The sequence below is a fragment of the Nocardia beijingensis NBRC 16342 genome (genome assembly GCF_001612785.1).
GTDB lineage: Bacteria > Actinomycetota > Actinomycetes > Mycobacteriales > Mycobacteriaceae > Nocardia > Nocardia beijingensis.
This window is the reverse complement of sequence record NZ_BDBC01000016.1, coordinates 19,278-31,065: the sequence shown is the minus strand read 5'-3', so window position 1 is coordinate 31,065 and position 11,788 is coordinate 19,278. Positions and strand designations below refer to the sequence as shown.

Here is an 11,788-nt window from a genome sequence, read left to right as displayed (position 1 = left end):
GTCCGCCGGAACGCACCCGTCGAGCCGAACCGGCGTTCAGCAGTCGTGCACGAACGCTCCTCAGAGCGCGCGCCGACTGAACCGCCGATCGCCGGTCCGCAGGCCCCGTGTCGGCGCGACAGGGCCGGACGCCGATCGACGGAACGTGGGCGACGTGGTGACCCGGCGTCCGCCGGTGCGCGCCAAGGCGCACCGGCAGACCGGGAGTCAGGCCGCGACGGCGGCGCGCAGCCCCCATGCCTCGGCGAGCAGCCGATACGATTCCAGCCGGTCGGCGTGCCGATGGGTGATCGTGGTAACCAGCAATTCGTCCGCCCCGCTGACGCGTCGCAGCGCGTCGAGCCGTTCCACGACGGTGCCGGGTGAGCCGACGAACTGGGTGGCCAGGCGGTCGTCCACCAGCCGCCGCTGCTCCGCGGTGAGCGGGCCGATGGCCGCGGGGTCGGGATATTCGGCCGCCCCCGCGCCGCTGCGGATGCTGTAGACCCAGTGGCCGTAGCTGGCGGCCAGCCGCTGCGCGGTCGCGTCGTCCGGCGCCACCACCGCGTCCGCGGAGATCACCACATACGGCTCGGCCAGGTCGGCGGACGGGCGGAACGCCGCCCGATACGCCTCGATCGCGTCCAGCGCGGTGCCCGGCGAGACGTGGTAGGCCGCGGCGAACGGCAGTCCCAGCCGTCCGGCCAGCTCCGCGCTCTCGCCCGCGGTGCTCCCGAACAGCCACAGCCGCACCTGGGCGTGCTCGCCTGGAACGGCGTGCAGCGCGACGCCCTCCGGGCTGACGAAGCTGCCCGCCAGCAGGGCGCGCACCTCACCGATCTGCTCGGCGAAGTCGAGCGGCTGCGCGCCGCGCTGCTGCAGCGCGCCCACCGAGGCGATGAACTTGGACCGGTCCAGGATGCGGCCGGGGTCGAACGGCGGCGGGACGACCACGCCGTCGCGGATCTCGGTGCGCCCGGTGATTATGTCCACCACCGGTTTACCGCCCTTGTGCCGCCCGGCTTCGGCCCCGAACTGGCTGCGCCGATGACCCGACCGGCCCAGTCCGAGGTCGAGGCGGCCGGGGTACAGCGCGTCGATCGTGCCGAAGGCCTCCACGATCGACGCCGAGGTGTGATGACCCACCTGCACGGCCCCCGAACCCACCCGGATGCGCTCGGTGGCCGCGGCGACCAACCCGATCAGGGTGATGGAGGAGGAACTGGCCACCGAGACGAAGTGATGTTCGGCCAGCCAGTACCGGTGGTAACCCCACTGTTCGGCGTGCTGGGCCAGATCGACGGTGTTGCGCAGCGCCTGCTGCGCGGTGGAACCCGCGCTGATCGGGGACAGATCGAGGATCGATAGGGGAACGTGCCCGCTCATGCCGCACGCCCCTGCCGCGGATCCTGCTCGCCCGCTTCGATGGCCACGCGCAGCCGGTTCTGCGCGGGCGCCACCGGGCAGGTCGCGAAATCGGTGAAGGCGCAGGGCAGGTTCGCCGCGCGGTTGAAGTCGAGCACCACCGTGCCGTCCGGGCCGGGGGCGCCGACGGTCAGCGAACGCGCGGCCGGGTAGGTGGTCACACCGCTCGTGGCGTCGGTGAACAGCACGCGCAGATCATCGCGGTCGCCGAACGCGACGACCCGTTCGGTCACCGCGCCGATGCGGAATTCGATGGTGCCCGCCGCGCTGTGCTGGTGCTCGAGGCCCTCGACCACCGCGCCGGTGACCACGGTCCGCGGTTCCTCGAACGGGGTGAATCGCCCGGAGACCACCCAGCGCGGATCCGGTCGATACGACGGGATGCCGTCGAAGGTCAGCAAGGCGGGCGCGGCCGGGTCGTGCACCCGGACCGCGTAGCGACCCGTGCGGCGGATCACCTCGAGCACCCGCCGCTCCTGGCGGATGTGCAGGCCGGGCGCGCCTTCCGCGGGCGTGATGATCTGCACGCCCGCGATGCCGGTCCCGTCGTACTCCAGCCGGTCGGCCGGCTGGGCGGTGATGAACACCTTCTCGTCGGTGACCCACCAGGTGCCGGGGACGTCCGGCAACCGCTCGGGACGGTCGGTGAGCCAGTGCAGCCCGGTCAGGCTGAGGAAGCCGAGCGGGTCGCGCAGCCGGTCTTCGCGCGCGTGGTGCCAGCGCGCCCACTCGGTCTCGAAAACGCTGGTGATGCTGGTGGTCATGACGCGGTGACTCCTTCGTGGGCGGTGGGGCGATGGGGATGGCGCGGGACGCGGCGGGTCATCAGGCCGTGCCCTCCGTATCGATCTGCTGCCGCAGCGCCGGGTGCGTTCCGGCTCCGGCGACATCGGGAGCAAGGAACAACGCCTGCTGCCACAGTGCGGCGGGCACAGGGGGTGCGGACCGGACATCGCGTCGGTCCCGCGCGGCGCGGACCGGTGCGACCGCGTGCACCCGCCCGTTGCCGAAGGTGTCGGCGGCACGCGGGGCGCGCATCCGGGTGCGCCACCAGCGAGCCGGGTCGGCTTCGGAAACGGCGGCGTCGGCTGGAACGTTCGGCGCGGCAACCGGGTCGGCGTCGGCGTCGGGTTTCCGGTTGAAGGCGTAGTACACCATCAGGGCGATCCTTTTCGGTCGGTGCCACCAGGCGCTCGGCTTGTGGCCGGTGGTGGGATCCGGTGAGCAGGGAGGGGTAATCGCTTGGTACGGGGCGGGTTCCGGGCGGCCGCGGCACGCAGCCCAGCGGGGCCGGTGCAGCACGCGGCTGTGGCGGTAGGCCGGACGCGGCATCAGGGCACGCCTTTCGCCACCGCGGGCGCCGGGATGGCCGACAACAGCTCGCGGGTGTACTCGTGCCGTGGATCGCCGAAGATCTCCGCGGTGCGGCCGGATTCGACGATGCGACCGTGCCGCATGACCGCCACGTGATCGCTGATGCGGCGCACCACCGCCAGGTCGTGCGAGATGAACAGGTAGCTCAGGGACAACTCGGCCTGCAGGCGGTCGAGCAGTTCGAGGATCTGCGCCTGCACCGAGGCGTCCAGCGCGGAGACCGGTTCGTCGAGCACCAGCAGTTCCGGATGCAGCGCGAGCGCTCGCGCGATGGCGACGCGCTGGCGCTGCCCTCCGGACAGTTCGGCGGGCCTGCGCTGGGCGAACCCGGCCGGGAGCGCGACTTGCGCGAGGAGCTCCGCGACGCGGTCACGACGCTGCGCGCGGTCGCCGACCCCGAACGCGCGCAACGGTTCCTCGATGATCGCGCCCACTCGCCAGCGCGGATCCAAGGAGGCGTACGGATTCTGATACACCACCTGGAACCGTTTGCGCAGCGCGCGCAGCCGCGACCCGCGGGCCCGCGACAGCGGTTGCCCGTCGAAGGTGACCTCGCCACGGTCGGGTTCGGTGAGCCGCAACGCGATCCGCGCGGTGGTGGACTTGCCCGATCCGGATTCCCCGACCAGCGAAAGGGTTTCGCCGCGACCGAGTTCGAAGCCGACTCCCGCCACCGCGGTCACGCTGTCGCCCCCGTGCGCCCGGAAGGTCTTGTGCACGTCGCGCAAGACCAGCAGCGGCTCGCCGTCGCGCGGCTCCGGTTCGCGGTAGCCGCCGGCCGGAGCGAGACTGGGCGAGGCGGCGAGCAGGCGCTTGGTGTACGGGTGGCGCGGTGCGGCCAGCAGTTCGGCGGTGGCGCCGCTCTCCACCACCTCGCCGCCGTTGAGCACCACCAGCCGGTCCGCGCGTTCGGCGGCGACGGCAAGGTCGTGGGTGATCAGCAGCACCGCGGTGCCGCGCTGCGCGATCTGCTCGGCGAGCCGATCCAGCACCCGGCGCGCGACGGTCGCGTCGAGCGCGCTGGTCGGCTCGTCGGCGATGACCAGGTCCGGTGCGCAGGCCAGCGCCGCGGCGATCAGCACTCGCTGGCGTTGCCCGCCGGACAGCTCGTGCGGATACTGGGTGGCGCGCAGTTCCGGCCGGTCCAATCCGGCGTCGGCCAGCAGTTCGATCGCCCGCGCCCGCGCCGCCTTGCGGTCGGCGAGCCGGTGCACCAGCAGCGATTCGGCCACCTGATCGCCGACCCGCCGGACCGGGTTGAGCGACAGCCCCGGGTCCTGCGGGACGAAGCCGACCCGCGCTCCCCGCAGCCGCCGCAGCGCCCGTTCGGAGCCGGTGTCGACCACGGCGCCGTCGAAGGTCACGGTTCCCCCGGCGAACTCGGCGTTCGGGCCGAGCAAGCCGATCACGGCGTGGGCGAGGGTGGACTTGCCGGAGCCCGACTCGCCGACCAGCGCCACCACCTCGCCGCGGGCAACGGTGAGCGACACACCGTCCAGCGCGGTGACCGGCCCGGTGCCGGAGCGGTAACGAACCCGCAGGTCCTCGACGTGCAGCAGCGGAGATGCCGGGGCGCTCACGCGGATTCCCCTTTCCCGATCGCGCGTCCGAGCCGCTGGGCGGCGAGCACGACGGCGATGATGACGAAGCCGGGCAGGGTGGTCATCCACCACGCGGTCGCCAGATAGTTGCGGCCCTCGGAGATCAGCGTGCCCCACTCGGGTGTCGGCGGCTTCGCGCCGTAGCCGAGGAAACTCAGCGCCGACACCGCCAGCACCGCCATGCCGAACTCCACCGCGGCCAACGCGAGTACGGGCTGGTAGGAGTTGGGCAGCACGTGCCTGGCCAGCACCGTGTACCAGCGCACCCCCGCGGCGTGGGCGGCCTCCACGAACACCGCCCGGCGCACCCGCAGCACTTCCGATCGCATCACGCGGGCGAAGTTGGCCACCAGCGAGATGCCGACGGCGACGGCCACATTGCGGGTGCCGAAGCCGAGCGCGGTGACCAGCGCGAGCGACAGCAGCAGCGACGGCACCGACAGCAGCACATCGACCACCCGCATGACGACGGCGTCCACCACGCCGCCGATCGCACCGGCCAGCAGTCCGAGCAGCGACCCGGCGATCAGGGCGATGCCCACCGCGGCCAGGGTCGCGGTCAGCGACAGACCGGCTCCGTGCACCATCCGGGTGTAGAGATCGCGCCCGAGATTGTCGGTGCCGAACCAGTGCTGGGCACTGGGGCTCTGCAACTTCTGCGCGGGCACGCCGGTCAGCGGGTCGCCACCGGCGAAGACCGACGGCGCCAGCGCCCACCCGACGGCGAGCAGGGCGACGGCGCCCGCCACCAGCAGTCCGGCATTGCCGCGCAACGTCTTCCATCGCACGACCGGTCGCCGCAGGCCGGGCAGCACCGCTCTGCGCTGTTCCTCGGTGACGTCAACCACGAGTCCACACCCCCTCGGCGAGCGGCGCGCCGGGCACGAGTCCGGCGGTGGAAAGGACGGGAGCAGGGTCAGGCACGAACGATCGCCTCCTCGGCGGTGTCGGCGGCGGTCTGCTCGGACTCGCCGCGCACTGTGCGGGAGCGAGCGGCGATGCGCGGATCGAGCAGCGGATACAGCAGGTCCACCGCCAGATTCACGCTGACGAACACCACCGAGGTGAGCAGTACGATGCCCTGCACCACCGGGATGTCCTGCGCCAGCACCGCGGTCTGGGTCAGCCGCCCGACACCCTGGCGGGCGAAGACCGTTTCCACCACCACCGATCCGGCGAGCATGTTGCCGACCAGGACCCCGGCGATGGTGAACGCGGGCACGCTGGCCGGGCGCAGCACGTGCGTGCGCCGCACCCACCAGCGCGAACCGCCTTTGGCCAGGGCCACGTCGACGAACGGCTGACGCCAGGTCGTCTCCAGCCCTGCGGTGAGCACCTGCGCGATGACCGCGCCGATCGGCAGGGCCAAGGTGATCGCGGGCAGCACCGTGCCGGCGAAACCGTGCCCGCCGAACGCGGGCGCCAGCCGCAATTGGAACGAGAACACCTGCAACAGCAGCAATCCGGTCCAGAACGTCGGCACCGAGACGCCGAGCGACGGCAGTGCGGCCAGGGCGTTGCGCAGCCAAGGCCGCTGCGTCTGCGTCGCCGCGAACGCCAGCGCGACGCCGCCTGCGACCGCGAAGAGCAGCGCCGTTCCGGCCAATTCCAGCGTGGCGGGCAGCGCGTCACCGATCGCGCCGGTGACCGGCTGCCCGGTCGCGATGGAATGCCCGAGATCGCCCCGCACCGCGTGCCCGAGCGCGGTCCAATATTGTTCCCACAGCGGCCGATCCAGCCCGTAGCGAGCCTGCAGTTCGGCGATGGCGGCCTTGTCCACCGGCGTGCCGGCGCCGCCGCCGTCGGCCGCGATCGAGACCGGGTCGGCGGGCAGCAGATACAGCACCACGAACGACAGCGTGAACGCCGCCCACAGCACCCAGACCGCCTGCAATGCCCGCAGGGCCAGATAGCGCGCCATGCCTATCGTCCGCTCAGCCAGGTGTCGAAGAACTGCAATCGGGCCGAGGCTTCGAACTTCAGGTCCCGCGTGTTCCCGCTCGCGCCGATGGCCTGGGACAGCTCGACGGTCGGCAGTTGCAGTCCGGCGTCGAGCACCTGTTCCTGCGCGGCGCGGATGAGCCCGTTGCGTGTCGCGGTGTCGACGGTGCTGACCTGTCCGTTCAGCACGTCGTCCAACGCGGGGATAGGACCGCGCGCGTTGAGGTTGCGCCCGTCGAGTCCGAAGGTGGTGCGCAGGATGTCGCCGTCGGCGCGGGTGGTGTTGCCGTAGAAGGCGTCGAAGTCCTTGCTGCCCTGCCGAGCGGTGGCCTCCGCCGTGGACACCAGATCCAGCTTCAGCTCGACGCCGACCTGCCGCAGCTGCTGCTGGACCAGTTCGAGGATCGCCTGGTTGCCCGCGAACACCTGGCTGAACAGCACCGAGAAGGACAACCGCTCGCCGTTCTTCGCCCGGACGCCGTCCGCCCCTGGCAGCCACCCGGTCTGATCCAGGAGGGTGCGCGTCTTCGCCGGGTCGTAGGCCAGGCGCGCGGACAGGTCGGTGTAGCCGGGCGTGGTGCTGGCGAGCGTGCTGGTGGCGGGCTTGAACTTCGGGCCGAGCACGGTGTCGACCAATTGCTTGCGATCGATGGCGGGCAGCAGGGCGGTGCGCACCGCCGGATCGCGCAGCGGCCCCCGGGTGACGTTGAGCTGCAACCCGAACGGCACGCCCGGGTTGGCGGTGCTGAGCACCCGTCCGCCCGCCGCCTCGATCTGCGGAGCGTCCTGCGGCAGCGCGTCGCTGATCGCGTCCAGCTGCCCGGAGGCGAGACTGCCGGTGCGGACGCCGGATTCGGGCACCACGGTGAACTCGATCTTGTCCAGGTAGGCCTCGCCGCGATGGGCGAACACCGCCGAACCCCAGTGGTAGCCGGTTCGTTTGGCCAGCGTCACCGCGGCGTCCTGGCGGTAGGCCGCGTAGGTGAACGGCCCGCTGCCGACGTTGTCGCCGAGGCAGCGCTGCTCGGCGGGCTTGGCCGTGGTCACGTCGGCCAGGATGCCGAGCGCGGCGGTCGAGGACGCCTGCAGGAACGGCGCGTTCGGCTTGCTGAACTCGACTCGGGCGGTGAGCCGGTCCACGACCGTGGTGCCGACGTAGCCGGTGAGGTAGCTGCTGCCCAGCGGCGCCTTGCCCGAGCCCAGCTTCACGACCGAATCGAACGTGTTGCGCACCGATTCCGCGGTCAGCGGCGTGCCGTCGCTGAAGGTGACGCCGTCGACGAGATGGAAGGTGAAGACCTTCGCGTCGGGGGCGACCTCCCAGCTCTGCGCCAGCCACGGCTTCAGCTCGCCGGTGGCCGGGTCCTGGTCGGTCAGCGAATCCACGATCTGCCGGGCGACGTACAGCGTCTGGTTGGTGCCGGCCTGGGCGGGATCCGAGCAGGTCGGCGCCTGCGACAGGCCGTAGCGCAGGGTTCCGCCCGGCTGGGGCGGGCCCGCGTCGCCGCCGGGCGCGGCCGAATCACTGCCGCAGGCGGCCACGGTGGTGGCCGCGGCGAGCGCGCCGGCCAGCGCGACGATTCGGTGACGGGTTCGGATCACGGGGCAACTCCAGATACTTCGGGGCGGGCGAGTTCCTCGCCCTGGTCGGGGTAGGTGTCGGCGGTCGCCGACGGTCGGCTGGGCACGCCACGGCGCGATTCGGGCGCGACCTCCGCCCGGAAGAGCTCGGAGCCGTCCGGATACCGGCACCCGGGCAGCTGCTTCTCGAACGGGTGCGGCCCGATCTGTTCCGCGGGCAGGTCAGGGTCGTAGAGCGCGCGGTAACCGGTGGCGAGATAGAGGCCGACCGCTTCGGGCTGCCGGGGTCCGGTGGTCAGGTAGATCCGCCGGTAGCCGCGGCGCGCGATCTCGGCTTCCAACTGCTCGAGCACGAACCGGCCCAGCCCTTCCCTGCGGTGCTCGCGCGAGGTCCAGATCCGCTTCAGCTCCGCGGTGTGCGCGTCGTAGCGCTGGAACGCGCCGCCCGCCACCGCCTCGCCGTCGCGGGTGACCACCAGCAGAACCCCGTGCGGCGGCGCGAACGCCGTGGCCGGGTGCTCGCGCAAGGAAGCGTGCACCTCGCCGGGCGTGCGGCCGTAACGGCTGCTGTACTCGAGGGCGAGTTCGGCCAGCAGCGGCGCGGCCAGCGGGTCGTCCTGGGCGACCTGGTGCACGCGCAGCGTCCCGGTCGAAAGCGACTGTGTCATCGGCTCATCGCTTCTTCGGCAAGCCGGGCGGGTTGATCCGCGATTCGGTGACCGTCTCGCTCTGCAGGCCCCACCGGTCGATCACCTGCTGATAGGTGCCGTGCTCGATGGCGTAGGCCAGCGCGTGCTGCACGGCGGTGATCAGCTTGTTGTCTTTTTTGGTGAGCACCGCGATCTCGCCTTGCAGCGCCTCGCCCGCGCCGGAGAAGGTGCCGACGATCCTGGTCTGTTTCGCGGTGGCCGCGTGGTAGATCGCCGTCGGGTTCGGCCCGAGGTAGCCGTCGAGCCGCTGCGAGGCCAGCGCCAGGTAGTAGTCGGTGACCTGCTGGAAGTAGGCGATGTCGATCGGCGCCAGCCCCTCGGCGCGGTTCTGCTCGTTCCACTTGACCAGCAGCTGCTCCTGGTTGGTGCCGCTGCCGACGCCGATCCGCTTGCCCGCCAGGCTCGTGCGGTCCTTGTAGTCGAGTTTGCTCTGGATCGGCACCTCCAGCGCGACGTTGTCCTTGCGGTAGGTCGCGAAGTCGTACTTCTCCTTGCGTTCCTCGGTGACGGTGACGTTGGAGATGAACGCGTCCACCTCGCCGGAGTCCACCCGCACGAAGTTCTGCGACCAATCGGCCACCTGCGCTTCGAGTTTCAGGCCGAGGATGTCGGCGATCAGCGAGGCGAAGTCGACCTCCGAGCCGACCACCGTCTTGTCGTCGGTGGCGTAGAACCGCAGCGGCGGCGCCGCGCCGGACGCGCCGGTCACCACCAGCGTGCCGCGGTCGCGGATGGCCTTCGGCACCTCGGCGGCGATGGCGTCGACCTTGGCCGCCCTGACCCGGCCGGATTGGGCGGGGGAGAGGTCGAAGGTGATCGAACCGGCGGGCTGCACGGCGTTGTCCGCCTCGGGTTCGGTGCAGCCGGTGGCCAGCAGCGCGACCGTGGTGGCGGCGACGGTGACCAGGGCGGAGAACTTCATCGGAAACCTGTTCGTCAACGGACTCGGGAAAGGAACGCGCGGGTGCGCGGGTGTTCGGGATGGTCGAGGACGGCCGAGGGCGGACCCTGCTCGACGATGACGCCCTCGTCGAGGAACACCACGGTGTCGGCGACCTCACGGGCGAAACCGATCTCGTGGGTGACGATCACCAGCGCGGTGCCGCCGTGCGCCAGATCGCGGATCACGTCGAGCACCTCGCCGACCAGTTCCGGGTCCAGCGCGGAGGTCGGCTCGTCGAACAGGATCACGCGCGGGCGCAGCGCCAGCGCGCGGGCGATCGCCACTCGCTGCTGCTGCCCGCCCGACAGCCTGCGCGGATACGCGTCGGCCAGGTGTCCGATGCCGACCCGGTCCAGCAGCAGGCGCGCCTCGCGCTCCACCTCGGTCCGGTCGCGCCGCTGTGCCGACAGCGGCGCCAGCGTGACGTTGTCGAGCACGGTCAGGTGCGGGAACAGGTTGAACTGCTGGAAGACGAAGCCGATGCGGGAGCGCTGCTTGCGCACCGCGTGGTCGGGCAGGGCGTGCAGGCGATCGCGGCGCAGCCGGTATCCGATCAGCTCGCCGTCGATGTGCACGGTGCCCGCGTCCAGCGTCTCCAGATGGTTGACCACGCGCAGCAGGGTGGACTTGCCGGACCCGGACGGACCGATCACGGCCACCACCTCGCCGGAGCGCACGGTGAGATCGATGCCGCGCAGCACCTCGTGCGCGCCGAAGGATTTCCGCACGCCGCGGACCTGCACGGCGGGTGCGGCGCTCATCGGGTCGCTCCGCGCGGTGCGACGGGACCGTCCTCGGCGACCTCGCGCAGCTTCCGCCACGCGCGTTGCAGCGGCGTCGGCGGTGGCGTGCGGTGCGCGCCCTTGGCGTAATGGCGTTCGATGTAGTACTGCGCCACCGAGAGCACGGTGGTGAGCACGATGTACCAGACAGTCGCGACCATCAGCAGCGGCACCACCCGCCCGTTGCGCCCGTAGATGACCTGGACCTGGTAGAACAGCTCGGCGATCGCCATCACCGATACGATCGAGGTGCCCTTGAACAGGCTGATCACCTCGTTGGTCGCGTTCGGCAGGATCGAGCGCATCGCCTGCGGCGCCACGACCGTGCGGAACTGCCGCAGCCGCGGAATCCCCAGTGCGGCCGCGGCTTCCAGCTGCCCCGCGTCCACCGAGATGAAACCGGCCCGGATGATCTCGGCCGAGTAGGCCGCCTGATGCAGCGCCAAGCCGATCACGGCGGCGGTGAATCCGCTGATCACCCCGTTCACCTCGAAGGTGAACAGCGCGGGCCCGAACGGGACGCCGACCGAGAGGGTCTGGTACAGGTAGGCGATGTTGAACCAGAACAGCAGCTGCACGATCAGCGGGATCGAGCGGAACGCCCAGATGTAGACCCACGAGATCACCCGCAGCACCGGGTTGTTCGACAGCCGGGCGATCGCGAGCGCGGTGCCGAGCAGAAAGCCGAGCGCGGTGCCCCATGCGGTCAGCTCCAGGGTGACCCGCAGCGCCGACAGCACCGACTTCGCCGTGATGTACTGCGCGAACGTCGGCCAGTCCCAGCCGGGGTTGGTGGCCAGGCCGTGCACGAACTGGGCGAGCACGAGCAGGGCGACGGCGCTGACCACCCAGCGCCATGGATGCCGGGTCTTCGCCACGGTGGGCGTCGCGGCGCTCGCGGCGGGGGCGGGCGTGCGGGTCGGGTCCGGTTCGCTCGGCGCGGCGGCCTCGGGGGCGGCGTCCGGCGCGGTGGACGCGCTCATGACGGGTCCTCGATGATCACTTCGGTTCCTCCATCGGTCCCGGCGGAAGCACCCGCACCCGATGACCGGGGGGTTGCTGCGACGTCGACGAGCCAGGTCTCTCGGTCGCTCTGGATGGTTGGCGCCGACCCCCTGTCAACGGCTGTCAGGGGCGAGCCGAATCATGATGCCCAGCAAGGGAAGCATGGAACAAGAGAAGTAATCACCGTGAGCGTAGACCTTGTCCACGCGCGTGCATCGGATCCTTGTAGTAACCAGGCGTGCGCTGCTCGATCGAGGCGCGCGGAGTGCTCCGGGCCGGGGCGGGCGTTGCGGGGCGACGCCGGTCCGATGCAGCATACGGCTATCGCCGACGCTGGGGAACGCCGATGCGCCGCGCCGAGGTTTGTTCCGGGCAAACAGGACTCGCCACGAAATTGCTGTGCGGAATCCCGGCTGTTGGACGCGTTAGCCGGAGTACTGTCCCCCT

General features: G+C 71.3%; 11 protein-coding genes and 1 riboswitch. All 11 genes read right to left on the bottom strand.

Features of this window, described 5'->3' with window-relative positions; translation table 11 throughout:
- Positions 1-207: 207 nt before the first annotated feature.
- The 11 genes from NB3_RS11035 to NB3_RS10985 all read right to left on the bottom strand — a co-directional run bounded on the left by NB3_RS11035 (position 208) and on the right by NB3_RS10985 (position 11,319).
- Positions 208-1,365 (bottom strand): LLM class flavin-dependent oxidoreductase, encoded by a 1,158-nt coding sequence (locus NB3_RS11035; RefSeq protein WP_067800567.1) that lies wholly within the window; start codon positions 1,363-1,365, stop codon positions 208-210.
- A complete protein-coding gene (locus tag NB3_RS11030) occupies positions 1,362-2,168 on the bottom strand; it encodes a DUF1684 domain-containing protein (RefSeq protein WP_067800564.1) in 807 nt (268 codons plus the stop codon). The genes NB3_RS11035 and NB3_RS11030 overlap by 4 nt, the downstream gene beginning before the upstream one ends.
- A gap of 61 nt (positions 2,169-2,229) precedes the next feature.
- On the bottom strand, positions 2,230-2,562 hold the full coding sequence (locus NB3_RS11025) for a hypothetical protein (RefSeq protein WP_067800561.1): 333 nt from the start codon (positions 2,560-2,562) through the stop codon (positions 2,230-2,232).
- Between the two features lie 173 nt (positions 2,563-2,735).
- Positions 2,736-4,358: a dipeptide ABC transporter ATP-binding protein gene (locus tag NB3_RS11020; protein WP_067800558.1), complete on the bottom strand. Its 1,623-nt coding sequence runs from the start codon at positions 4,356-4,358 to the stop codon at positions 2,736-2,738.
- Positions 4,355-5,167, bottom strand: a complete 813-nt coding sequence (locus NB3_RS11015) for an ABC transporter permease (protein WP_371855895.1) — start codon at positions 5,165-5,167, stop codon at positions 4,355-4,357. Before NB3_RS11015 ends, NB3_RS11020 begins: the two co-directional genes overlap by 4 nt.
- Positions 5,168-5,295: 128 nt before the next feature.
- Positions 5,296-6,300 (bottom strand): ABC transporter permease, encoded by a 1,005-nt coding sequence (locus tag NB3_RS11010; RefSeq protein ID WP_067800553.1) that lies wholly within the window; start codon positions 6,298-6,300, stop codon positions 5,296-5,298.
- 2 nt (positions 6,301-6,302) lie between these two features.
- Positions 6,303-7,922: an ABC transporter substrate-binding protein gene (locus tag NB3_RS11005; protein ID WP_067800550.1), complete on the bottom strand. Its 1,620-nt coding sequence runs from the start codon at positions 7,920-7,922 to the stop codon at positions 6,303-6,305.
- Complete coding sequence (locus NB3_RS11000) at positions 7,919-8,569, bottom strand: GNAT family N-acetyltransferase (RefSeq protein ID WP_067800547.1); 651 nt, start codon at positions 8,567-8,569, stop codon at positions 7,919-7,921. The genes NB3_RS11005 and NB3_RS11000 overlap by 4 nt, the downstream gene beginning before the upstream one ends.
- 4 nt (positions 8,570-8,573) lie before the next feature.
- Positions 8,574-9,533, bottom strand: coding sequence for an ABC transporter substrate-binding protein (locus tag NB3_RS10995; protein ID WP_067800542.1), 960 nt, complete (start codon positions 9,531-9,533; stop codon positions 8,574-8,576).
- Positions 9,534-9,547: 14 nt separating this feature from the next.
- Positions 9,548-10,315 (bottom strand): amino acid ABC transporter ATP-binding protein, encoded by a 768-nt coding sequence (locus NB3_RS10990; RefSeq protein ID WP_067800539.1) that lies wholly within the window; start codon positions 10,313-10,315, stop codon positions 9,548-9,550.
- Positions 10,312-11,319 carry an amino acid ABC transporter permease gene (locus NB3_RS10985; RefSeq protein WP_084486137.1) on the bottom strand — a complete coding sequence of 336 codons (1,008 nt, stop codon included), beginning with the start codon at positions 11,317-11,319 and terminating at the stop codon, positions 10,312-10,314. Before NB3_RS10985 ends, NB3_RS10990 begins: the two co-directional genes overlap by 4 nt.
- Positions 11,320-11,346: 27 nt before the next feature.
- Positions 11,347-11,440: riboswitch (SAM riboswitch) on the bottom strand.
- Positions 11,441-11,788 lie beyond the last annotated feature (348 nt).